Origin of the sequence: Chitinophaga parva, from assembly GCF_003071345.1 — a bacterium.
Lineage (GTDB): Bacteria > Bacteroidota > Bacteroidia > Chitinophagales > Chitinophagaceae > Chitinophaga > Chitinophaga parva.
Genome location: NZ_QCYK01000001.1, coordinates 479,334 through 503,358 on the forward strand (window position 1 = coordinate 479,334; position 24,025 = coordinate 503,358).

Genomic DNA, 24,025 nt, shown 5'->3' on the forward strand with positions numbered 1-24,025 from the left:
GCAGCGCCCCTGTTCGTCCCGGCCAGTCTCCTATCGTGGCATTACGGCTCCCGCAGCCGCCCGGCCCCGGTTCCCGGCGGCTGCCAGGCAGTTAAATTCTCGCTAAAGGTACCTCTATACACAACAAATTTTCATTATATATTATAAATTATTTGAATAATTAGATTTTATATTTAAATTAGCATTCCTATACCTTGCCACTGACTAACCTAAACCCATGAGATAATATGGCCGCTATTTTTGGTGCGCACTTTTCGGGGACGCTGTACCGCTACTGCGACCAGGCTGTGAAGACCAGGTTCTTTACGATTGCCGGCGTTCCTCTGCTGCCGCGGGAAACATATTACCAGGCCGGCGCGGGCAAAGACATCCCCATGTTGCTCAGTGAGCGCAGTGTATGGGCCGCCTATTCCCGTATAACCCTTCCCGTTATAGGTATGGTGCTGCTCTTTGCCAATAATATTTATTGCCTGCCGCTCTTCGCGGCCATCATGGTCAATGCCGGCATCAGCTGGGCCAAGTACTTTTACATCAGCAAGCAGGACGAAGCCGCCCGTGACCTCCTGCAGCAGGCCTTCGGCTACAATATGCTGCCGGAGCTGCTTCCACGGCATATGCAGGTAAAACTCCACAATGAGCTTTGCTCCCATTTCAAGCAGGCTTACGGCCCCACTGCCAAGTGGGAAGAAATGGTGCGCAAAGGCCAGCTGGATGAGGCTAACCGACCCGTGCTCTATGCCCTGGCGCGTTATGCCCGCATCTTTAACGCAGAAGTGCGCTACGATGAGCTCTTTAATAAAGTGGCCACGTACCATGCGGCAGCCATTCCTGTGCATTGAACCTCTCCTTTTGCTTTAACGGGGCACCCTCTTTCCTTCAACATGGCATATAGCTGCAAGCAGCCACCAGCACCCGTTCCGTTGCCCCCGCCTGTGCATCTCTTTTAAATTACTTACCTTTAGTGAAACGGAAGCGCCATGATGATCGCACCTTTTTTTTTACTGAGCATCGCTATCTGGGCTGGTTATAAAGGCTGGCGCAAACCGGCCATCATCCTGATGATAGCCAGCTTGCTATTGATTGGCTGGATCTGGAACTACCACATGACTTCCCACCTGGACTTACAATTTTAACGCACACATTCATGGGCAAACAAACTGTTATCCTGATAAACCTGCTGGGCGTACTGGGTTTGTGCTTTGTACTGACCGGCGCTTATGTAGTACAATTTGCCGGGCATGAATTTCCCTGCCCGCTTTGCCTGCTGCAGCGCATGTGCGTGCTGGGCGTAGCTTTTGGGCTGATGCTGAACCTGCGCAACGGCATTAAGCCGGCGCACTATGCCATCTCAATACTCAGCGCCATACTCGGTGCCGGCATTGCTACCCGGCAGATCTTCCTGCACATTGTGCCCAAGCCGGGCGACACCGGTTACGGCTCGCCGGTACTGGGGCTGCACCTGTACACCTGGTGCCTGCTCATTTTCCTGGCCAGCATAGTCTGCATCGCACTCCTATTCTTTGCTGAAAAGCAATTTGATGGCACCGCACAGGTGACCAGCTTTGTACCGCGCTCCATGGTGAATGCCATCCGCTTTACCTGCTGGCTGCTGCTCATCATCTGCGTGAGCAACTTTGTGATCGCGTTCCTGGAATGCGGTTTCGGGCCCTGCCCGGATGATCCGGTGGAATACCAGGTGCTCCATGGCAAGTTCTTTTAAACAAATCCCTCTCCTTGTATGCAACCAGCCCGGGAAGTACTCCGATCGGAGCTCCAGTGCTTTGAACAATATTTTCATGGTGCCCTCCAAAGTCATAGGGCATATTGATGAAACGCAGTACAGGCGGACATTTCATAACATCCTGCCTGACCATTTCAAATAATTTCCGCAATAGATAATTGAGTAAAGCAAATATTTTTGGCGCCTGATGATAGCGCATTGCTATGCATGCATTGCCTGCGTCAACAAAGTATTTCTGTTGCTGTGATCTCCATGTTTATCCTGTTGACATCATCAACCGACCCAAGTCCATCCTTTAGACCGGCTCCTTTACATCCAACAAGCGGCGGTGGTAATTTACCTGGCCCAGGTGATAATTCAGGTGAGTGGCCAGGTGGATCAGTACGTATTCAATGCTGGTACGCTGATCCCAGATCACTTCCGGGTATTCTTCCTCCGTGGCTTTTATGTTGGGCAGTGTATTCGTGATGACGGCAATGGTATCGTCAATGCTGGAAAGCAGCGTGGCGCGGGGGATGTGTTTCAGGGAAAATTCCAGTTCGCGGTGGCGTACGTAGCCGCTCTGGCCCAGGTTTGCGCCGATGTAGGTATTGAGATTTCCCACCAGGTGGAGGCAAAGATTGCCGGTGGAGTTTTTAATATCCGGAGCAACGCGCCAGATATTACGTTCGTCATGGTATTGTTGCAGCTCATCTTTGAGCTTTTCCAGGTCCCTGCGGAATAACCGGGTGAGGGTTTCAGTTAACATAGCCAGTGGTTTTACAAAACGTATCTATAAATATAAGCTTTCTTGCCTGCCGATCTTCTTCCCAAAAACATTTTCCAAAAAAACTCCCCGCCTGGAAACAGGCAGGGATGATTAAATTACTAACTAACCCAATGCTTACATAGATAAGCGAAATATTTGTAGCAGCCTTGCCAGTCGTGGGTTACAGACCAGCGGCTATATGCTTTTCTTATTCGTTATTGACAAGATCATTGATCTGGATCAACCATTCCTGTTGTTGATATCTGCCGGTAAAGCCTCCGTAATAGTCCTGTTAAATGGTTGCTTACCGCATGAACCTTTCCTTTCGTAAGGTTCGGCCAACGGATGCTTTCCACACAAACCTGTCCTCTATAACGGTCCAGCCAATGAATGCCTTCCCACAAATCCTTCCTTCCATAACGGTACGAGCCAATGGACCGTACAAACCTTCCCCTTTGCAAATGCGTGCTGCATTCACACAGGTTATAACAATTGCACTTAAAACGGCATTGGAAAAAATCTATAGCAAAGCTGGATACTTAAAAAGAAAAAACCGTGGGCAGCCATACACCGTTAATCCGGGCTACCACCCACGGCTTTAAAAAAAATTACGCTTCGGCGGCCTGCATTTCCAGGCGCTTGGCTTTGATCTTGGCTTCAATTTCATTGGCCAAACCAGGATTGTCCAGCAGCAGTGTTTTCACTGCATCGCGGCCCTGGCCCAGTTTGTTGCCATCGTAGCTAAACCAGCTACCGCTCTTCTGCACGATGCCAAATTCGACACCCATGTCGATGATCTCACCTACTTTGGAAATACCCTGGCCGAAGATAATGTCGAACTCTGCCTGGCGGAAGGGAGGGGCGACTTTATTCTTTACCACTTTCACTTTTACGCGGTTACCCACGGCCTCTTCTCCATCCTTGATCTGGGTCATACGGCGGATATCGAGGCGCACAGACGCGTAAAATTTGAGGGCGTTACCACCGGTGGTTGTTTCGGGGTTGCCGAACATTACACCGATCTTTTCACGCAGCTGGTTAATGAAAATACAGCAGCAGTTTGTTTTGGAAATAGTAGCTGTGAGCTTACGCAGGGCCTGTGACATCAGGCGGGCCTGCAGGCCCATTTTGCTTTCTCCCATCTCCCCTTCCAGTTCTCCTTTAGGCACCAGGGCAGCCACAGAATCGATCACCACTACATCTACCGCACCAGACAAGATCAACCGATCCGCAATTTCCAGTGCCTGCTCTCCATGGTCCGGCTGGGAGATCAGCAAAGAGTCCACGTCCACACCCAGGCGCTGCGCATAAGAACTGTCAAACGCGTGCTCCGCATCCACAATAGCGCAAATGCCGCCTTTCTTCTGGGCTTCGGCAATTGTATGAATAGCCAGGGTCGTCTTACCGGAAGACTCCGGGCCGTATATTTCAATGATCCTTCCTTTGGGTAAACCGCCGATACCAAGGGCTATATCCAGGCCCAGGGAACCCGTGGAAATGTATTCCATCGGCTCCGAACCTTTCTCTCCCATCATCATTACAGACCCCTTACCAAAATCCTTTTCGATTTTATCCATGGTAAGGCGAAGGGCCTTTAATTTTTCTGCATTGGCTGTAGACATTGTAGTAAGTTTAGTAATTAGGAATTCAATGGTGTGCTAAGGTAATATGCAATTTTGATTTATCCTAAAATAATTAGCATTTTTACTAAAATAAATAGTAGGATGCTGATCTATTGCAGCTGTTACCCGCTGATAACATTACAAAGATGCAGGGTTAATACGCAAGGGATGTGCGTAGCAGGCAAAAAGTTTTAAAATTTTTTAAAGGGAAAGATAAGCAGCTGGCTATAAGTAGGTTACATAAGCAGGCCTGCCGGCAGGTACTTTTACGGAACTTATAAAAATCAGTATTTCTACGCTTGATCGGATTAACGGAAAGCCGGACTTTTGTGGTGTGCGGGAGAAAAGTGAAAGAACAGGAATTCGCAGTCAGGCCTTTCACCATCTAAAGACCCCGGTTTCTACATTCTCATCCATGGTACGCGGCTCACAAGCGTTTCTTCCGGCAAGCAAGAAGCGCTTTTATACACTGCATCCCTCCAACAGCCGAACATGACCTCAATTGTTAACCCGTTTGTTTGCCCGTTTTATTTACTATCCGACTATTCCATATGCTACCAGCTGAGACACAATGCCTACTACAATACCGAGGTACACCTCGAATGGGGAGTGGGCATTTAATATCATCCGGCAGGTAGCCACCAGGCCACATACCAGGAACGCCACCAGCAACGGCAGGGACACATTGACCTGCAATCCCCACATCAGCGTCAGCAAATAACCGATCACACCACCCCAGCCTACCATGTGCATGCTGATCTTCACAAAGATGTTTGTGATGAATGACACGATCACCGCAATGAAAATACCCAGGAAAAAAACGACGAAAAACGGCGGTGCCTGTCCTTCCTTCTTGAACGTATAGAACGCCCAGAAATAAAAGATCATGGTGCTCAGGTAGGGAATGATCCGGTCCTGCTGCCCCTTCAACTGTATGCTGGGCAAAAAACCCAATGTCCTGCACAGCAGCACCACCAGCAGCGGGAACATCAGCGTGATGCTCACCACGCGGAAGTAGAAAATATCATAATCAAACCGCTTGCTGAGATTGCGGAACGTAGCAAAGTACTCCGGCAGGCTGCACACGAGCATTACCGTGATCAGCGTGGGAATAAAGAGGGGGTGAAATATTACCGATACCACCTGCGCAAAGGCTTTCGTAGCCTTCGGGAAAGAAGGCGCCGAGGTGTAAACGGTGCGGGAGCCCTGCGCAGGCCGGGTATTTTCCATCATAAATCGGGATTGTGGTGGGCGCAAAGATACGCCCTCTCGGGCATTCGCCTACAGTTCTTTGCGGAGGCGGGCCACCGGGATATTAAGCTGTTCCCTGTACTTGGCCACCGTACGGCGGGCAATATTGTACCCTTTGTCCTGCAGCATTTTCGTAAGGTTTTCATCGCTCAGCGGCTTACGTTTGTGCTCCCCGGCTATCAGGTCGCTCAGGATCTTTTTCACCTCGCGGGTAGATACTTCCTCCCCGCTGTCTGTAGAAAGTGATTCGGAGAAAAAGAACTTGAGGCGGAAGGTACCAAACTCGGTTTGCACATACTTACTGTTTGCCACGCGGCTTACGGTAGAAATGTCCAGGGACGTAATGTCAGCAATATCCTTGAGGATCATGGGCCGCATGGAAGTTTCATCACCGGTGATGAAGAAATCATGCTGGTAGTTCATGATGGCCTCCATGGTAGACAACAGCGTGTGCTGGCGCTGCTTGATGGCGTCAATGAACCACTTCGCGGCGTCTATCTTCTGTTTGATGAAGAGTACCGCTTCCTTCTGGCGGCGGTCTTTCTTATCACCACGGTCGTACTCCTTCAGCATTTCCCGGTAACCCTCGGAAATGCGCAGGTCCGGTGCGTTCTTGGAATTGAGCGTGAGCTCCAGTTTACCATTATTATTGAAGATAAAAAAGTCCGGCAGCACGTAGCTTTCAGCCTTGTTCAGGTTTGCGTAATTGCTGCCGGGACGCGGGTTCAGCCGGATGATCTGGGAAATGGATTCCTTCAGGTCTTCATCGCTCAGGTTGAGCGACTTTTGTATTTTCTCGTAGTGTTTCTTGGTGAACTCGTCGAAGTAATTTTCCAGGATAGAGATGGCGGTGATCACGCCCGGATCGTCACTGGCTTTGCGGTGCAATTGCAGCAGCAGGCACTCTTTCAGGTCTGCACAGCACACGCCGGCCGGGTCAAATTCCTGGATCTTCTTGATCAGGCCACGGATCTCTTCTTCGTCTGTATCAATATTCTGGGAAAAAGAAAGGTCATCCACGATGGCGCTGATCTCCCGGCGCAGGTAGCCATCGTCGTCAATGCTGCCAATGATCTGCTCTGCGATCACGCCCTGGCGCTCTTCCAGCTCCAGCATACCCAGTTGCTCCAGCAGGTGCTCGTGGAAGGAGGTTTCCACCTTTACCGGGATGGTCTTGTTCTCATCCTGGTCGGGATAATTATCGTTGCGCAGCTTGTAATCGGCAATGTCATCATCGCCATCACTCACGTATTCAGAAATATCGATATTGTCATATTCATTTTCACTGCCATCGGGCTCAAAGTCTTCGCCTTCGCCCTCTTCTCCACTGGCTTCATATTCATCCGGGGTGTCCTTGAACTCATCTTCATGCTGTTCGTCTTCGCCATATTCCAGGGCCGGGTTTTCTTCCAGCTCTTCCTTAATTCTCTCTTCCAGGTTGACAGTAGGAACCTGCAGCAGTTTCATGAGCTGAATCTGCTGGGGTGATAACTTCTGTAATAGTTTTTGTTGCTGGGTCTGTTTTAGCATAATCTCTTTCTAACGACAATTTTAACAACTAGTATCTTCCTGGTTGCCGTCGCTGTGGGGCCTTTGCAGGCATTTACAGCCCGGCGTCCGTATTTTCAAAATCCAATTCCGGTTGGTCGTAGTTCAGCCGGAAAGATTTGCGGTGATAGCGGGTTTCGCCGTGTTCCCTCAGGGCGTTGCGGTGCACCAGTGTACCGTAGCCCTTATTTTCATGCCAGCCAAACTGGGGATGTTCCAGGTGGAGGGCCATCATGTGGGCATCGCGATAGGTCTTGGCCAGCACCGAGGCCGCGGCGATGGAGGCATAAATGCCATCGCCCTGGATAATGCACGCATGGGGCACTGTACCATAAGGCACAAACCGGTTGCCATCCACTAAAATGTACTCCGGTTGTTGCTTCAACTGCTCCAGGGCCAGGTGCATGGCCTTGAAAGATGCCTTCAGGATATTGATCCGGTCTATCTCTTCATTATCCACGCTGGCTACTGCGTAGCAGATAGCTTTGGTTTCTATGTATTGCCGCACTTCCTCGCGGTGGGCGGGCTTCATTTGTTTGGAATCGTTGAGCAAGGGGTGCCTGAAACGGGGCGGTAAAATTACTGCTGCCGCAAACACAGGCCCGGCCAGGCATCCACGGCCGGCTTCATCGCAGCCGGCTTCCATAACTCCTTTCTGATAGTACGATTTCAGCAATTCGGTGTGTTTCTGTAAAAGTAAAAGTACAAAATTACCTACAGGAACAGTATTAGGCGTTAATTATCCTTTTTCGTACTATCCTTGTCTGAAAAGGCGTCCCGGATGCCCTGTTTCAGCTTATCCCAGGTACGGTTACTCTTATCCAGCAGGCGGTTGGCGCCCGTTTTGGTATCCTCCCACTTGTCTGCAGAGGCGTTCTGTACTTCCGTTGCTTTGCTGCTCAGCGAATCGCGCCAAACCTGCAAACGCTTTTTGGTTTCCATCGCTTTGGCAGAACCATCGTTCTTCAACTCTCCCATTTTTTTATCCACTTTGCTGATCTGCACCTGCAGGGCAGACTTCAGGCTATCGCGCTCTGTGCTCAGGTAATCGCCGGTGGCCTGTGCAGCATCTTTCAGGTTTTGTCCTGCTTTTTCCACACTCTTTTGCGCGGAGTCTTTCTTTTCCTGTTGCGCCTTGTTCTCCTGGCAGGCAAAAAGCAGTACGCTCAGTACCAGTATTATTCCCTTTTTCATAGTATGAGGTAGTAAATGATTTAAATATATATCTAAAAAATACTTATGTCTTTCCAACCTTGTAATGGCGGGGTACATAAGGCAAATGGCATTCCAAAAAAGCAGGGGCTGCTGTGGTTTCCCGGGTGAAATTTCGCCGCTTATACCGCTCCGGCCCTGCGTTTGGGCAAAAAAAGTTAGTTTGCCACCCACAACAAAAAAAATCTCACCTGACATGAAAAAAAACCTGTTCGTCCTTATCCTGCTGCTGGCTGCCCAGGTGACCCGCGCGGATGAAGGCATGTGGCTGCCCTACCTCCTGGGCCAGCAAACCTATAACGACATGGTGAAGCGCGGCCTGAAGCTCACGAAAGAGCAGCTGTACAGCATTAACAAGGCCTCCATCAAAGATGCTATTATCATTTTTGGTGGCGGCTGCACCGGAGAGATCGTGAGCAACGAAGGCCTGATCTTTACCAACCATCACTGTGGCTACGCCGCTGTGGCCGCGGCCAGCACCGTGGAGCACAACTACCTGAAGAATGGCTTCTATGCCCGCAGCAAGCAGGAGGAAATCCCTTCCAGGAACCTTTCCGTGCAGTTCCTGGTGCGCGTGGAAGATGTAACCAACCAGATGAACGATGCGCTGAAAGGCCTCAGCGGCATGGAGCGCGTAAACGCACAGCAACATAAAACGCAGGAACTGGTAGCCAAAGCCACGGAAGGCACCGGCTACGAAGCCAGCGTGAGTCCCATTTTCAAAGGCAATCAATTCCTGCTCTACGTGTACGAGCGCTATAAAGATATCCGCCTGGTAGGCGTTCCGCCGGAAAGCATCGGCAAGTTTGGCGGCGATACCGACAACTGGGAATGGCCCCGCCACACGGGCGACTTCTCTATTTTCCGCGTGTACACGGATAAGAATGGAAAACCGGCAGAATATAGTGCAGACAATGTGCCCATGAAGCCCAGGTATTTCCTGCCTGTGTCTACCAAGGGCGTGAAAGAAGGCGACTACGCCATGATCTTTGGCTATCCTGGTGGAACTAACCGTTATGAAACATCCTTTGGTGTAAACCTGAAGACCAGCGTGGAAAACCCGGCCATCGTAAACCTGCGCGATGTACGCCTGAAGGCCATGTTTGAGCAGATGAAGAAAGACCCGGCCGTGAAACTGAAGCTGGCCTCCAGCTACGCCGGCATTGCCAACTACTGGAAATTCTTTGACGGCGAAAGCAAACAACTGCTGAAGTATGGCGTGGAAGACCAAAAGAAAAAACAGGAAGCCGCCTTTACCCAGTGGGCCAAAGGCAAGCCGGAATATGAAAATATCTTCCGCGATTATGCCAAGGCATACGATGAATGGCGCCCCTACGCTAAACACCGCCAGTACCTGCGCGAAGGCATCCTGGGCTCTCCCCTGGCGGCTTTTGCGGCAAACCTGGTGCTCGTTGAACGGGCCCTCACTACACCCGGCGCCCCGGCTGATGCGGTACCCAAGGCTATGACCGCCGTGAGCGAAGCCCGCAAAACATTCCTGGCCGGTGAAGATAAACCCAGCGACCAGAAAATACTGGCGGCCACCGCACGCATGTTCTACACAGACATTGACAAAAACCAGCAGCCCATCGGTTTTTACGAAGACATCCGCAGCAAATTTGGCAGCCTGGATGATGACAACACCTGGCGCATCTGGGCCGCTTCCGTGATGAGCAACACCTTCATCCTGGATGATAAAAAATGGAACGACTTTGCAGCCCACCCGGATGCGGTGACCCTGCAGAACGACCCGGCCTTTGCCTACGCCAGTGCTTTCCTGAAAAACTACAACAGCAAGTACCTGCCCATCTTTGCCAAGTTTACCACCACGAACGAGGACCTGGGCCGCGAATACCTGAAAGGCGTAATGGAAATGGAGCCCAACAAGCAGCGCTACCCGGATGCCACCTTCACCATGCGCGTAACTTACGGCAACGTGAAAGCCTACAGCCCTCGTGACGCCGTGCATTATGATTATGCCTGCACTATGACTGGCGTAATGGAAAAATATGTGCCCGGTGATTATGAATTTGACCTGCCGCAAAACTACATTGACGCGTACAGGCGCAAAGACTTTGGCCCGTACAAGGACGCTGCGCGCAATGATGTGGTGGTGTGCTTTATCACAACCAACGACATTACCGGTGGCAACTCCGGCTCCCCGGTAATGAACGCAAACGGTGAACTGGTAGGCCTGGCCTTTGACGGCAACTACGAGGCCCTCAGCCACAAGATCCAGTTTGACCCGGTGTACAACCGTACCATCTGCGTGGATGTACGCTATGTACTGTGGTGCATTGACAAACTGGGGGGCGGCAAAAACCTGGTCGACGAGCTGAAACTCAGCGGCGCACCAGTGGCGAAAAAGAAATAAACAACCGCGCTTTACCGCATAAAAAAAGGCCGTCCCGGTATAAACCAGGACGGCCTTCTCATTTATCTAAGCTTCGCTTTCAAAGAATAGTTTGTAATAATTCATATTCATCGTTTCATCAAAGCCCCGCTCCACCATCTCACGGTTGCCATGGATATAAATGTGAAAATTTTTATCCAGCTTGATCACTGTTTTGAATACCTTATTCTGCTTTTTAACGGCAGCGGAAGAGATGTCAAAACTTTCCGGGAATGCTTCCTGGTTCTCTTTTTCAAAGTACTCGCGATAGGATTTGAAAGACTCAATAGCCTCGGGATGGCCCAGTACTTCTTCGGCAAATTCTTCCATCTGGAAATGGTCCTTTTCCTTGAAGTAGGCGGCTGATTTGTTCATGAGGTCTGCCTGGTCCACGCGGTTCAGCTCAAACTCGGTGGGCAGCTTGTTGTTGATGAACTGCTTGCACATGTTCACCATATTTTCCGTTTGATGATAGCTGTCTGCCCGGCGCTGCACCTGCAGGAAGGCATCTTTCCAGTAAATGGCCTCATTCTGCTTGCTGATGCTGTCTACCACACTCACTTTGTAGCCATCTTCTTCTTCAATATTGAACACCAGGCAGCCCTTATCCAGCTTGGAAATATTGATGCCATCATCATGGTTTACCTGGTAGTTCTCGTCCTGCAGGTACACCTTCAGGTAGGTATCGCGGTTCTCTGATTTAAAGATGCCCACTGCTTCCACTTCCTCTCCGTCCACCTGGCATTTACTGAAGTGCACAATGTACAGCTCCCCGCCTTTCACCTTGGGGTGGGTGCTGTGTTTATACAGGTGTTTGGCAATGTTGACGGACTGCTCCTGGAAAGTTTCCACATCCTCAAAAATGCGCCGGCAGTACTGGTACACTTCGTTCAGGTTGAGGTCTGCCTCGTGGGTGAAGCGGAAAAATTCCGCATTGTTGGTGAATGGCTGGATAAAATAGGTGAGCAGCAACTGGCTGATCATCTCATCTTCCAGGGCCAGGGGGCTTTGGGAAAATACAAGTGGCTCTTCTTTAGATGCGTTGCCTACTTTATGAATAGTAAGTTTCTCCAGGTCTTTGATGTCGGAAACATGAATCATATTAAATAATTATATTGTCCGACCAAGGCGCCGGGGGTGCAAAAATATCACCATTTTCCTTATTTTGATGGCTGTAAAACGAAGGGGATATTATGAAAAAAATACCATTGCTGCTGGCCACTGTGTTTGTCACCGTGACGGCCACCGCCCAGAAAGTGACCGATGACTTTAACCAGGCCAACGATCTCACTGCGGAAAACATGTTCAGCAAGAACATCGAAGGCCCCAACTTTGACCGGGCCGGTAATCTTTACGTAGTGAATTTTGAAAAAGACGGCACCATCGGCAAGATCAATACCCGCAACGGTAGCGGCAAAATCTTCGTAACCCTGCCGGATAGCAGCATTGGCAACGGGGTGCACTTTGACAGCAAGGGCACCATGTACCTGCCGGACTTTGTGGGTCACAACATCCTGACGGTGGACATGCGCACCAAAAAAGTAAGCGTATACCTGCACAACGATGCCTTTAATCAGCCCAATGACCTGTGCTTCATGAAGAACGACGGCTTCTTTGCCTCCGATCCCAACTGGAAGGAAAATACCGGCCAGGTATGGTTTATTAAAGACGGCAAAGCCACGCTGGTGGCCAAAGACATGGGCACTACCAACGGCATAGAACTAAGCCCCGACGAGCGCACCCTGTATGTAAATGAAGGCACCCAGCGCAGGATCTGGAAGTTCCGGGTAGACAACAAGGGGAACCTGAGTCATAAAGAGCTTTTCTATGAATTTGAAGACGGCGGCATGGATGGCATGAAATGCGATAAGAACGGCAACCTTTATGTGTGCCGCTGGGGCACAGGCCAGATCGTAGTACTGGCGCCCACGGGCCGCATTTTCAACACCATCAACCTGCGCGGCAAGCAATGCAGCAACCTGGTTTTTGGCGGCCCCGACGGACAAACCATTTACGTAACCCTGCAGGACCGGAAGTGCGTGGAATGGGTGCGGGTGGCCATTCCGGGTAAAAAGTTTGATAAAAGACAGTAGGCAGGGGTAATACCACGTATTCCAATAAAAAATCCAAATTCCAACGACGCGATACGGTCATGGAATTTGGATTTTTTTATGTTGCTGCGGGCAGTTTCTAGATTAGATGTTCAGCCCACCGCAAACGCTCAGCGTCTGGCCGGTGAGGTAAGCGCCCATATCGCTGGCCAGGAACAGGCAGCTGTTGGCAATATCTTCCGTGGTACCAAAGCGGCCCAGGGGGATTTTTTCCATGTAGTTATTCTTGGCGTCGCCATCCTGCAGGTAGTGGGTCATGTCTGTTTCAATGAAGCCGGGGGCAATAGCGTTGCAACGGATGTTGCGGCTGCCCAGCTCCTTGGCCACAGACTTGGTGAACCCGATGATACCGGCCTTGGAAGCGGCGTAGCTGCTCTGGCCTGCATTGCCCTGGATACCGATGATGGAGCTCATGTTAATGATCACACCACTTCTGGCTTTCATCATGGGGCGGATCACCTGCTTGGTCATGTTGAACACACTTTTCAGGTTCGTGTTCATCACATCATCCCACTGCTCGGGGCTCATGCGGAGCAGGAGGTTATCTTTGGAGATGCCGGCATTGTTCACGCAGATATCTACGGTGCCAAAATCTTTCAGTACTTCATTTACCAGGGTTTCGCATTCTGCAAATACGCCGGCGTTTGACTTATAAGCTTTTGCTTTTACGCCAAATGCCTGCAGTTTTTGTTCCAGTGCCTTTGCTTTTTCATCGGAGCTCAGGTAGGTGAATGCCACGTTTGCGCCATGTTCAGCGAATTTGAGGGCAATGCCTTCACCAATACCACGGCTGGCGCCCGTTACAATTGCCACTTTGTTCTCCAGTAATTTCATCATTATGCGTGTAGTTATAGGTTAATAGCAACCCCGCGGGCATGCTATTGTTGCTTTGAAAATGTAAGTATCTCTTCTACAAAATTGCGTTCATTGTTCAGGCGGGGCACTTTATGCTGGCCACCCAGTTTTCCCTTGCTCTTCAGCCATTCCGTGAAGGTGCCTTCCTTCATCACATGCACCACGGGACGGGCCAGGGCAATGTCTTTGTGGCGTTTGGCCTCGTAATCGGAGTTGTGTTGTTTCAACGTGCTATCCAGCACATCGATGAAGTGCTCCAGGTTATCCGGCTGCTGGCCAAACTCAATGAGCCATTCATGGCCACCGTTACTGCCCTCTGAGAAGTACACGGGGGCGGCGGTATAATCATTTACCACGGCGCCGGTGGCCTCGCAGGCGGTGGCTATGGCCTGGTCTGAGTTGTCTACGATCAGTTCTTCCCCAAATGCGTTGATGAAGGATTTGGTGCGCCCGCTCACTTTTACACGGAAGGGAGACAGGGAGGTAAACTGCACGGTATCGCCCACCAGGTAGCGCCACAGGCCCCCGTTGGTGCTGATGATCAGTGCATAGTTCTTACCCATTTCCACTTCGTTGAGCTGCAGGGTGCGGGGGGCTTCCCTGCCATATTCTTCCATGGGCATAAACTCATAGAAAATGCCATGGTTGAGGAAAAGCAGCAGGCCTTCTTCTCCGATCACATCCTGTGCGGCAAAGAAGCCTTCGGAAGCGTTGTACGTTTCCTGGTAGTACATGCCGGGCTTGCGGATAATGCGTTTGAACTGCTCGCGGTAAGGTTTGAAGCTTACACCACCGTGCATGTACAGTTCTATATTGGGCCACACATCGGCCAGGTTGTCTGTGCCGGTGAGCTCAAAGATGCGTTTAATGAGTACCAGCGTCCAGGTGGGCACGCCGGCAATGGAGGTCACATTTTCGTGGATCACCGCATTGGCCATGCGTTCTATCTTTTCTTCCCACTCATCCATAAGGGCGATGGAAAGGTCCGGGGTACGGATCATATTGCCGTAAAAGGGCATGTTCTGCAGCATCACGGCGCTGAGGTCACCATAGTAAGAGTCTGCCGTGGCGGAAAGTTTATTGACCTGGTGGCTGCCCCCGATCACGAGCGACTTACCGGTGAGCACATCAGAGTCGGGGAAGTTGTTGTAAAACAGGGAGAGTACATCCCGGCCGGCGCGGTAGTGGCACTCGTCCAGGCTTTCTACGGTTACGGGGATGAATTTGCTTTTATCCGCGGTAGTGCCGCTGGATTTGGCAAACCATTTAATGGGGGTGTTCCACAAAATATTCTGCTGGCCTTCCATCACGCGCTGGATGTAAGGTTTAATGGTATCGTAGGTATGAATGGGAACGCGCGTCTTGTATTCGTCTATTTTATAAATGTTGGAAAAGCCGTACTGCTTGCCAAACTCCGTATACTGGGCGGCGCTGATAAGGTTTTGGAATACCTGCTGCTGTACTTGCACCGGGTACTGCATAAAATACTCTATGCGTCCCATCCGCAATCTTGCAAGTTGTGACAAGGCAGGACTTAATATTCTCATATAGGATACTAGTGTGGATTGAAATGTCTTTTACTGTTGTCTGGCGGCTTCGTCAAGATAATTCTTACGGTGCAGCACAAAATTCTGCCCAAGATACACTTTTCTCACCTGTTCGTCACTGGCCAGTTCCTCGGCCGTGCCGGATTTGAGGATCTTGCCTTCAAACAGCAGGTAGGCCCGGTCTGTGATGGAGAGGGTTTCCTGTACGTTATGGTCTGTGATGAGGATGCCAATGTTCTTGTATTTGAGCTTGGCCACGATGGCCTGGATGTCTTCCACGGCGATGGGGTCTATCCCTGCAAAGGGCTCATCCAGCAGGATAAATTTAGGGTCTACTGCGAGGGCGCGGGCTATTTCGGTACGGCGGCGCTCACCACCGGACAGTACATCCCCGGGGCTTTTGCGCACGTGGGTAAGGTGGAACTCTTCCAGCAGGCTTTCCAGCTTTTCCTTCTGCTGGGCCTTTTTGAGGTCCGTCATTTCCAGCACGGCGGCAATATTGTCTTCCACGCTGAGCTTGCGGAATACGGAGGCTTCCTGGGGCAGGTAGCCAATGCCCATCTGGGCCCGTTTATACATGGGCAGCTTGGTAATGTTCTGGGAGTCAAGGTATACGTTGCCTTCATCGGGTTTAATGAGGCCCACCACCATATAAAAAGTAGTGGTTTTGCCGGCGCCGTTAGGCCCCAGCAGGCCCACGATCTCCCCCTGTTCCACTTCTACGGATACGTGGTTCACCACCGTGCGGGCTCCGTATTTCTTGACCAGTTGGTCTGTATGAATTTTAAGTCCCATATGTTCAAACTGAGCAAAAATAAGAAATAAGTTGAAAGTTAACCGGGTAAGGCCGCGCCGGGTGCGACTTTCCGGCTGCAATGGCCTCTGGCAAGGACTTTAACAGGTTGTTAATTTATGGATAGCCCGGTTTAGCTTAAAAAAAGGCAGAGATATACTATTTTTGTCCGCGTTTAAAAACAAACGCCCCTCATACTCACATCATGAAGATCACTGAACATATTGCTGCTGCAGCCGGGAAGAAGCAAACACCCATCTCTTTCGAAATATTGCCCCCCTTGAAGGGCAAGAGCATTGAATCCACCTACGACCACCTGGATCCGTTGATGGAATTCAAGCCTTCTTTCGTAAATGTGACCTACCATCGCAGCGAGCATATGTTCAAAAAGCGCCCGGATGGCACTTTTGAAAAGGTGGAGATCCGCAAGCGCCCCGGCACCGTAGGCATTTGCGCGGCGCTCATGAACCATTATAAGATAGACGCAGTACCCCACCTGATCTGTGGCGGCTTTACCCGGGAAGAAACGGAGAATGCCCTGATAGACCTGGGTTTCCTGGGGGTAGACAACGTGCTGGTGCTGCGTGGGGATGCTCCTAAGAACGAAAGCTTCTTTGAGGCAGAGCCCGGCGGGCACCGCTATGCCATAGAACTGCTGGAACAGGTGGCCAATATGAACAATGGCGTTTACCTGGAAAAAGACCTGCAGGGCGGCGTAAAGACCAACTTCTGCATAGGCGTGGCCGGCTACCCGGAAAAACATTCAGAAGCCCCCAACCTGCAGATAGACCTGGAATTCCTCAAGAAAAAAGTGGATGCCGGCGCTGAATACGTGATCACCCAGATGTTCTTCGATAACCAGAAGTACTTTGATTTCGTAACCCGCTGCCGCGCAGCAGGGATCAATATTCCCATCATCCCGGGCCTGAAACCGCTCACCAGCAAAAAGCAGCTCACCACCCTGCCTCCCATCTTCAATGTAGACATCCCGTCTGACCTGGCCCTGGCCATGATGAAGACCAAAACAGACAAAGAAGCAGAGCAGGTGGGCACTGAGTGGCTCATTGCCCAGTCCAAAGAACTCAAAGCATTTGGCGTACCCGTACTGCACTACTACACCCTGGGCAAGCCCATGGTAGTGCGCGATGCGGTGGCAGCCATTGTATAAACGATATTCCCATCATGTACAAGCCAGTGAACAAGGAAGATATAACCGCCTTTTAAAGGCCACGCCCGTGGCCTTTATACACGTGCCCTGCCGCTCCCTACGGTGCAGGGTAGTTATTCTTTTGTATTCATACTACTTGTATCATTATGCACACCCATACCGTAGCCGTTCCTGGCTGCAACCTTCATTATACTGTTTCCGGCAGCGGCGCCCCGCTGTTACTCATTCCCGCACTGGGTGGCGAAGCCTGGTGGTACCATAAACTGCTGCCCGTACTGGCCACCCACTTTACCGTGATCACCTATGACCAGCGCGGATGCGGGCAAAGCGCGCCTTCAGCTTTCCCCTCCTGTGTAAGTACCCAGAGCCACGATGCACTGTCCGTGCTGCAAGCTGCCGGCGAGGAAGCCGCCCATGTGGTGGGCCTGAGCAGTGGCGGCGCTATTGCGCTGGACCTGGCCCGGCAGGCAGGCACGCCCCTGGTCACTTTCCCGGGGCACCACCTCTCTTCCTTCCACGACGCGGAGGCCTGGAGCCAGCGGCTGCTGGCGCATTTGCAGGCATTGGCATAAAAAAACGAAAGGCATGTTGCACAAAACAACATGCCTTTTTTATACCGGCTAGTGGCCGGGAATACCTGTTATCAATAATCTTCGCGGTTCAGCAAAATGCCGAGGGTAACGCCCAGGTAACGGTTATGCAGATCCCCGAAGTTGGAACGATTTATATTGGCCAGGCCATAGCTGTAATTGGCGCCCACTACCAGGTAGTTGTTAAACTCCAGGCTTAGCATCCCATTCAGCCCCGCATCCCAGCGCTCCATGTTGATGCTGGTGTTGCTGTAGGCCTTGGAAAACGTAACATCCCTGCTGGCGGTAGCATTGGTACCGCTGCCATTTTCCAGGACGTAGTCAAACCTGCCAGCCAGGCCGTAAGCTACGTAAGGACCGGCGCCTACTGCCAGCTTGCCAAAGGGAAGTGAAAATTTATAGACTGCATTCACCGGCAGCTCCAGGTAATCCAGCAGCAGGCTTTGACCGGTGCCAGGTGCCCCGCCCGGGCCTACCAGTTTGGGCCCGCCGGAAAAAGCAGCACCCTTGCGTACAAAACCCAGGTTGGGCTCCAGGTACAGGCCCGGTACGCCCAGGGGCACATTCAGCATCAGTGCCGCCTGCCAGGTAGTGCGCCCATGGCTGCGGGCCGCCGGTACGCCGGCGTTATTGCCGAAATCCAGATCAGAGAAAACGTAGCCACCTTTAAATCCAAGGCTGGCCTGTGCAGATACGACAGTGCTCAGAAATGTCAGAACAATCAACAGTACAATCTTTTTCATACGGTATAGCGCAAAGCAAAATTAATCTGAATTAGCGAGGAGGTGTGTTATATTAACGTTGTATACTGCCGGACGGATGCCTGTAAAAAAGAAAACGCCGCCTGCAGGTGCAGACGGCGCGTAGTAATAGTACAGTACTCAATCTCTTATTTTCCTCCAAACTTATAACCTACGGATACGGCAAAGGAGGTATTATGCCATTTACCCACATCAGAATTGCTGTAAGCATTCACCAGTCCCAGGTCTGTGTTGAGGCCCAGGTACAGGTTCATGGGGAACTGGTAACCTACCTGGATACCCACGCCCATATCAAACCGTTTCAGCTTTGCATCGCCTGCTTCGTCTTCAAAGATCTTGGTGGATATGGTACGGCCGGCCAGGGAATATTCCGCGGTGCCACCCAGGCCCAGGGCCAGGTAGGGGCCGGCGGCCAGTATCACCTTCCCTTCTCCCACGTCTGCCTTGTACATAAAATCAATGGGCAGCTGCAGGTAAGAGAGCTTTGTCTTGAAGTTGGAATCGTCTTTGCTAACGCCACCTTTGCCCATGTAAAACAGGCCGGTGCCTATGTAGCAATCATTGCCCAGGGGCAGGTCTGCGGTGAGGCCGGCACGCACACTGGTGCGGATCTTGGAAGTTTGTTTGTCGCCCCGGTCCGGTTTCGCAGTGTAGCTGGAAAAGTTGGGGCCTGCCTCCACGCCAAAAGTTACCTGGCCGAAGGATACAGCGGCGGTCATCATGATCACCGCAAGCAATAAAAGCTTTTTCATGTTGTGAAATTGGTTTGCTGGTTTTTAAGAAAAGCGGTCAATAATATTTTTTAGAGGTTAGAAATTTCAACCACCGCGGTTAGAACAACCAGCCTACAGATACCGTGAACACACGGTTCTTACTCTTGTCATTCCGTTGGTCATCTGTGCCACTGTAGATCTTGTTAAACCCAAGGCCATACTGCGCGGAGATAATAAAGTCATTCAGTTCAAAGCCGGTCAGGAAGTTAAGGCCCCAGTCAAAACGTTTCAGTTTATCATAGCCCTGGTTAGGATCCCCACTGTTAAAGGGGGTATCGTCATCCCATTTGATGGTGGAAGAGCCACTGCTTTCCACACCTCCCACATTGGACGTCCACTTGTTCTTACCGGCTACACCAAAGGCTGCATACGGTCCCGCACCTACGAAAAACTTGTTGGTGTAGTCACCCAGGGGCAGCTTGGCCACGAAGTTTACCGGCACCTCAATGTAGGAAGGGTTAGTGGTGTATTTATAGTATGGATCGGTTACAGACCCTTTGGTCCCCCCTTCTATCTTCGTACCCTTGGTGGTATAAAACACACCCGGCTGCAATGACAGGATGGGCGCCAGCGGCAGGTCTACGATCACACCGGCATTCCATCCGGCCAGGGTTTTATTGTTGTCTGTAGACCCATTGTTATGGTTAGAAATATTAGACAGGTTCAGGCCGCCTTTGATCCCTACTCTTGCGCGGGTGGGCGGTTCATTCATGGACGATGTTGATTGCGCGAAAGAAGCTGCCGCTATTGCCAATGCGCTCACTGTTAACATGATCTTCTTAGTCATAACCTAGTTTTTTAAATGGTTCCGAAATTTTTAATGGTTTGTTAACAACCACTAGCCAAAGACTGTGCCAAGGAAGCTATATTCCGCTGAAACCGGCCATGGTATTGAACACAAAGAAATACCCCCGGCTGCTAAAAATTTAGCGAAGCGCCGGGGGCATATCTTTTTAATATAGTTGCACTATTGCTTGGCTGCTGTACTGTGTTTGAGGAACTCGTCCAATTGTTCCACACCCAACCGCTTTGCAAGGATCTTTTTATTCTCGTCCAGCAGGTAGACTAACGGTGTTGAATACACGTCGTACAGGTGATGATAGTTGGTCTTGTTTTCGGGATCGTACGCCTGCACCCATGCATCGGAAAGCTTATTGTCTTTGATAAATTCTTTCCACTGGTCCACGGTACCATCGGTCTTTACGCCAAACAGCGTAACGCCCATTTTCTGCCAGCTGGCACGGTAGGCGGAGTCCAGCCGGGGCACCTCAATTTTGCAATGGCCGCACGTAGGGTCCCAGAACACCAGCACCGTGTATTTTGATTTGGTGGTGTAGAGTGAAACGGGTTTGTTGTCTGGTGTTTTCAGCTCCAGGGGCGCGGCGCGCTGGCCTATGAGGTTGGGTGCAATAGCGTATGCGCGGGACACGATCTTGTTCAGCTGTTCATCCGTGAGCCAATAGGCATCGCCCGGCACGTAATATTTTTCCACCAGGTATACAAACACGGCATCCATGCCCATGTACTGGGATGATTCATAATTGTAGGTAAGCCACCACAGTACAAACTTGAACATCTCTTTGTCCTTGCGGGTTTTGGCTATCACTTCATCACAGGCAGCGTTGATAGAATCCGGGTAGCCGGGCACCAGGGTCTGGAAGTACTGTTGCAGCTTGGCTTCCAGCACGGGGGTGCGTACCAGGCGGCCATCGCTGAAGTCTGTGCCGTCAAAGAAATGTGCGCGGTAATAGCGGTAGGGGAAGGTGGAGTCTTCACCGGGAGGGGTGGGCGGCACCACGGGCTCCTGCATCACGCGGAAAATGCTGGCCAGCAGGGTTTGCGGGTGTTTGGCCACCACGTCATCGCGGTAGGCCTGGATCTTTTTGGTGAAAGCCACCTGGCGGGTGCGCCATGCAGCGGTATCGGCAGCGGTTTTCAGCGTGGCGCGCTGCGCAGCCAGGGCATTGCCTTCCGCGGCATTGGCCGCCAGGAAATGATTGTAACCGGAGAAAAGATCATTATCTGCGGAGTTCTTGAAAGTGGCTTTTGCGGAGAGATCGCTGGTATCGGAGGTCACGGAGAAATCCTGCTGTTTGTCTACCAGCATTTCAAAATAGCCACGCTTATCCGGCATCACCACCAGATAAATGCCGCCCAGCAGTTTTTCCTTGCCCTGGAATACGGCGGTGCCATCGGGGCCTATCATCGCAGAATCTGCCAGGTAGGTGCCTTTGCCCATGTAGTGGCCCAGGTAGAGCCGGCCTTGTTTCAATGGTTTTACCTGAACGGTGATATGGTATCCCTGTGCTTGCAGGGCGGGCCGCAGGAACAGTACGGCCGTTAAAAGCATTAAAAGTTTACGCATAGGGCGGAAAAATGGAATGTAACCCCGTAAAAATAACGGATTACACGTAAACGGGAAGTGTTAATTGTTAAACGGTGAGCCTTAGCCGGCTGGCCCTGGCGGGTGGTGCTTTATTTCCCCAAATGCCCGTTGGGACTAGCTTTAAAATATTACCTTTGCAGGCGTGAAGAAAAAAAATGTAGTCCTGGCGCAGGTCCCGGTAAGCGGTTATGCCGCGGAGGGCAAAGCGCTGGCCAAGATAGACGGTAAAGTAATTTTTATTGAGGGCGGCGTGGTGCCCGGTGACGTCGTGGATGTGCGGCTGCGCAAGAACAAGAAAGACTGGGCAGAAGGCAAGGCCATTCATATACACACCTATTCTCCCACCCGTACGGAGCCTTTCTGTGAGCACTTTGGCACCTGTGGTGGCTGCAAATGGCAGATGCTGCCCTATGCGGAGCAGCTGAAATACAAGGCCCAGCAGGTGGAAGACCACCTGACCCGCATTGGCAAAATGGCCCTGCCCCCCATTACGCCCATCCTGGGTGGGGAACTGACCCGCCATTACCGTAACAAACTGGAATTTACCTTCAGTAACCGCGCCTATGTGCCCCAGGACGAACTGGAAACCCTGCCCGATGAGGGCGGCATTCCCCAACGCAATGCCCTGGGCTTCCACATTCCCCGCCTGTTTGACAAGGTGCTGGATATCAATACCTGCTACCTGCAGCAGGAACCAGTGAACCTGATCCGCAACACCATCCGCGCCTACGCCCTGGAGCACGACCTGTCTTTCTACGACATCCGCGCCCAGACCGGCTGGCTGCGCAACCTGGTGGTCCGCATCTGCACCACCGGCGAGATCATGGTGAACCTCGTGATCCACCATGAAGACAAGGCGGCCCGCACCGCCCTGCTGGACCACCTGCTGGCCATTGTGCCTTCCATTACCACGCTGGTATACACCATCAACCCGAAAAAGAACGACAGCATTTTTGACCTGGAGCCCAGAACTTACCATGGCAAGGGTTACATCACCGAAAAACTGGAGGATTTCGTATTTAAGATAGGCCCTAAATCCTTTTTCCAGACCAACAGCTACCAGGGTGAGCGCCTGTACCAGGTAACCCGCGACTATGCTGGCCTTACCGGCCACGAAACCGTGTATGACCTGTATTGCGGCACCGGCAGCATTGGCATCTTTGTATCTAAGAAAGCCAGGAAGATCATCGGCATTGAACTGGTGAAGGAAGCGATAGACGATGCCATTGAAAATGCGAAGGACAATGGCGTGCAGAACGCGGAATTCTTTGCTGGCGATGTGATAGACATCTGCAATGATGAATTTTTTGCGCACCATGGCGCCCCGGATGTGATCATCACCGATCCGCCCCGCGCAGGCATGCACGAAAAGCTGGTACAAAAACTGCTTGAAATAGCCGCCCCGAAGATTGTGTATGTGAGCTGTAACCCTGCTACACAGGCCAGGGATCTGGCTTTGCTGGATGCCAAGTACACGGTGGAACGGGTGCAGCCAGTGGACATGTTCCCGCATACCCATCACATTGAGAATGTAGTGCTGCTGCAACGCAGGCCTAATATCTAAAACGACTAATTGCGCTACTGAAACAATGCATTTTACCAAGCCCAGGAAAATAGACCTCATCCCTCCCATCGTCATAAAAAACCTGCTGATCATCAACGGGCTGGTTTTCCTGGCGCAGCTTACCGCGGGCAACAGCCTGCGGGAGTGGATGGAAGACCACCTGGCACTGCACTACTGGGGATCGGATATGTTCTCTCCCTACCAGTTCTTCACCCATTTGTTCATGCACGAGTCCCTGCTGCACTTGCTCAGCAACCTGGGCACCCTCTGGCTCTTCGGCAGCCTGCTGGAAAAGCTGTGGGGACCGGGGCGTTTCCTGGTGTTCTACCTGCTGTGTGGCATGGGCGCCGCCGCCCTGTACATGGGGGTGCAGAACTTCCAGAACAACCAGTTACAGCATGATGCGCAGGCCTTCCTGGACCAGCCTACCTACCAGCACTTCATGCAGCTGGACGCCCGCTACGACCTCTCTTCCGGTGATTATGTATATGATGAGACCAAGTCGCGCCTGGCCAGCTACCCGCACGACCCAGAGGTGATCTTTACCACCAAGGAATTTGTGCGCCAGTTTGTGGACAGTTATACCAACACCTATGTGCTGGGGGCATCCGGCGCCGTGTTTGGGATCCTCTTCGCTTTTGGGTTTCTTTTCCCCAATATGATCGTGTGGCCCCTGCGCTGGCGGGCCAAGTACGTGGTAGGCGCCTACATCCTGCTGGAGCTTATCCTGGGCTTCCACCACGTGCCCGGTGATAATGTGGCGCATTTTGCCCACCTGAGTGGCGTACTCATCAGTTATATCCTGCTCAAGGCGTGGGCCGGGGCGGGCAAGTCTAATTACCATTAACTTTTTGTGACCGTTTTCCCGGGTCCGGCGGCAACTGCCTGGTAGCCGGGGATTTGTGTTTTGAAGCCCAGCCTGTTACAGCGCCCGTCATGTGGGGCCGCCTGCAATAACGGCTA

General features: G+C 51.6%; 23 protein-coding genes. 9 read left to right on the plus strand and 14 right to left on the minus strand.

The features are described 5' to 3' along the window. Window positions 1-227: 227 nt before the first annotated feature. The 3 genes from DCC81_RS02095 (at window position 228) to DCC81_RS02100 (ending at window position 1,720) form a co-directional block, all read left to right on the plus strand. Window positions 228-839 (plus strand): cysteine peptidase family C39 domain-containing protein, encoded by a 612-nt coding sequence (locus tag DCC81_RS02095; protein ID WP_108684937.1) that lies wholly within the window; start codon window positions 228-230, stop codon window positions 837-839. A gap of 138 nt (window positions 840-977) precedes the next feature. Beyond that, the gene (locus DCC81_RS25475; protein WP_165806402.1) at window positions 978-1,133 is read left to right on the plus strand and encodes a DUF5993 family protein; all 156 of its coding nucleotides are present in this window, start codon (window positions 978-980) and stop codon (window positions 1,131-1,133) included. A gap of 11 nt (window positions 1,134-1,144) precedes the next feature. Next, window positions 1,145-1,720, plus strand: coding sequence for a disulfide bond formation protein B (locus DCC81_RS02100; protein WP_108684938.1), 576 nt, complete (start codon window positions 1,145-1,147; stop codon window positions 1,718-1,720). 316 nt (window positions 1,721-2,036) lie between these two features. Here DCC81_RS02100 and DCC81_RS02105 read toward each other — a convergent pair whose 3' ends face one another. From DCC81_RS02105 to DCC81_RS02130, 6 genes are all read right to left on the minus strand, one after another. Beyond that, on the minus strand, window positions 2,037-2,489 hold the full coding sequence (locus DCC81_RS02105; RefSeq protein WP_108684939.1) for a DUF1572 family protein: 453 nt from the start codon (window positions 2,487-2,489) through the stop codon (window positions 2,037-2,039). A 608-nt stretch (window positions 2,490-3,097) separates the two neighbouring features. Beyond that, window positions 3,098-4,111, minus strand: coding sequence for a recombinase RecA (recA, locus tag DCC81_RS02110; protein ID WP_108684940.1), 1,014 nt, complete (start codon window positions 4,109-4,111; stop codon window positions 3,098-3,100). Window positions 4,112-4,645: 534 nt separating this feature from the next. Next, the gene (locus DCC81_RS02115; protein ID WP_108684941.1) at window positions 4,646-5,344 is read right to left on the minus strand and encodes a hypothetical protein; all 699 of its coding nucleotides are present in this window, start codon (window positions 5,342-5,344) and stop codon (window positions 4,646-4,648) included. A 48-nt stretch (window positions 5,345-5,392) separates the two neighbouring features. Beyond that, entirely contained in the window at window positions 5,393-6,892 is a 1,500-nt protein-coding gene (gene rpoN / locus DCC81_RS02120) for an RNA polymerase factor sigma-54 (protein WP_108684942.1), read from the minus strand. A gap of 73 nt (window positions 6,893-6,965) precedes the next feature. Further along, a complete protein-coding gene (locus tag DCC81_RS02125) occupies window positions 6,966-7,586 on the minus strand; it encodes a ribonuclease HII (RefSeq protein WP_108684943.1) in 621 nt (206 codons plus the stop codon). A gap of 59 nt (window positions 7,587-7,645) precedes the next feature. Continuing rightward, a complete protein-coding gene (locus DCC81_RS02130; protein ID WP_108684944.1) occupies window positions 7,646-8,104 on the minus strand; it encodes a hypothetical protein in 459 nt (152 codons plus the stop codon). 214 nt (window positions 8,105-8,318) lie between these two features. On the opposite strand from DCC81_RS02130, the gene DCC81_RS02135 reads away from it, so the two are divergent. Beyond that, complete coding sequence (locus DCC81_RS02135; protein WP_108684945.1) at window positions 8,319-10,496, plus strand: S46 family peptidase; 2,178 nt, start codon at window positions 8,319-8,321, stop codon at window positions 10,494-10,496. A gap of 66 nt (window positions 10,497-10,562) precedes the next feature. Here the strand turns inward: DCC81_RS02135 and DCC81_RS02140 are convergent, their stop codons facing one another. Beyond that, window positions 10,563-11,615, minus strand: a complete 1,053-nt coding sequence (locus DCC81_RS02140; RefSeq protein ID WP_108684946.1) for a nucleoid-associated protein — start codon at window positions 11,613-11,615, stop codon at window positions 10,563-10,565. A 92-nt stretch (window positions 11,616-11,707) separates the two neighbouring features. On the opposite strand from DCC81_RS02140, the gene DCC81_RS02145 reads away from it, so the two are divergent. Further along, the gene (locus DCC81_RS02145; RefSeq protein WP_108684947.1) at window positions 11,708-12,607 is read left to right on the plus strand and encodes an SMP-30/gluconolactonase/LRE family protein; all 900 of its coding nucleotides are present in this window, start codon (window positions 11,708-11,710) and stop codon (window positions 12,605-12,607) included. 102 nt (window positions 12,608-12,709) lie between these two features. Here the strand turns inward: DCC81_RS02145 and fabG are convergent, their stop codons facing one another. The 3 genes from fabG to lptB all read right to left on the minus strand — a co-directional run bounded on the left by fabG (window position 12,710) and on the right by lptB (window position 15,822). After that, window positions 12,710-13,462, minus strand: coding sequence for a 3-oxoacyl-[acyl-carrier-protein] reductase (gene fabG, locus DCC81_RS02150; RefSeq protein WP_449384879.1), 753 nt, complete (start codon window positions 13,460-13,462; stop codon window positions 12,710-12,712). 41 nt (window positions 13,463-13,503) lie between these two features. Continuing rightward, complete coding sequence (locus tag DCC81_RS02155; RefSeq protein ID WP_240612873.1) at window positions 13,504-14,982, minus strand: GH3 auxin-responsive promoter family protein; 1,479 nt, start codon at window positions 14,980-14,982, stop codon at window positions 13,504-13,506. 75 nt (window positions 14,983-15,057) lie between these two features. Further along, on the minus strand, window positions 15,058-15,822 hold the full coding sequence (gene lptB / locus DCC81_RS02160; RefSeq protein ID WP_108684950.1) for an LPS export ABC transporter ATP-binding protein: 765 nt from the start codon (window positions 15,820-15,822) through the stop codon (window positions 15,058-15,060). A gap of 203 nt (window positions 15,823-16,025) precedes the next feature. Here lptB and DCC81_RS02165 point away from each other — a divergent pair, with 203 nt between their 5' ends. Together DCC81_RS02165 and DCC81_RS02170 are read left to right on the plus strand one after the other, a co-directional pair. Next, window positions 16,026-16,988 carry a methylenetetrahydrofolate reductase gene (locus DCC81_RS02165; protein ID WP_108684951.1) on the plus strand — a complete coding sequence of 321 codons (963 nt, stop codon included), beginning with the start codon at window positions 16,026-16,028 and terminating at the stop codon, window positions 16,986-16,988. A 146-nt stretch (window positions 16,989-17,134) separates the two neighbouring features. Then, window positions 17,135-17,560 (plus strand): alpha/beta fold hydrolase, encoded by a 426-nt coding sequence (locus tag DCC81_RS02170; protein WP_108684952.1) that lies wholly within the window; start codon window positions 17,135-17,137, stop codon window positions 17,558-17,560. Between the two features lie 71 nt (window positions 17,561-17,631). On the opposite strand, the gene DCC81_RS02175 is transcribed toward DCC81_RS02170, so the two are convergent. The 4 genes from DCC81_RS02175 to DCC81_RS02190 form a co-directional block, all read right to left on the minus strand. Beyond that, window positions 17,632-18,321, minus strand: a complete 690-nt coding sequence (locus DCC81_RS02175) for an outer membrane beta-barrel protein (protein ID WP_108684953.1) — start codon at window positions 18,319-18,321, stop codon at window positions 17,632-17,634. Between the two features lie 146 nt (window positions 18,322-18,467). Beyond that, the gene (locus DCC81_RS02180; protein ID WP_108684954.1) at window positions 18,468-19,091 is read right to left on the minus strand and encodes a porin family protein; all 624 of its coding nucleotides are present in this window, start codon (window positions 19,089-19,091) and stop codon (window positions 18,468-18,470) included. A 79-nt stretch (window positions 19,092-19,170) separates the two neighbouring features. Beyond that, window positions 19,171-19,899, minus strand: a complete 729-nt coding sequence (locus DCC81_RS02185) for a porin family protein (protein WP_108684955.1) — start codon at window positions 19,897-19,899, stop codon at window positions 19,171-19,173. Between the two features lie 180 nt (window positions 19,900-20,079). After that, a complete protein-coding gene (locus DCC81_RS02190; protein WP_108684956.1) occupies window positions 20,080-21,477 on the minus strand; it encodes a TlpA family protein disulfide reductase in 1,398 nt (465 codons plus the stop codon). A gap of 163 nt (window positions 21,478-21,640) precedes the next feature. On the opposite strand from DCC81_RS02190, the gene rlmD reads away from it, so the two are divergent. Both rlmD and DCC81_RS02200 read left to right on the plus strand, forming a co-directional pair. Then, complete coding sequence (gene rlmD / locus DCC81_RS02195) at window positions 21,641-23,062, plus strand: 23S rRNA (uracil(1939)-C(5))-methyltransferase RlmD (protein WP_108684957.1); 1,422 nt, start codon at window positions 21,641-21,643, stop codon at window positions 23,060-23,062. A gap of 25 nt (window positions 23,063-23,087) precedes the next feature. Further along, window positions 23,088-23,909 carry a rhomboid family intramembrane serine protease gene (locus tag DCC81_RS02200; RefSeq protein ID WP_108684958.1) on the plus strand — a complete coding sequence of 274 codons (822 nt, stop codon included), beginning with the start codon at window positions 23,088-23,090 and terminating at the stop codon, window positions 23,907-23,909. Window positions 23,910-24,025 lie beyond the last annotated feature (116 nt).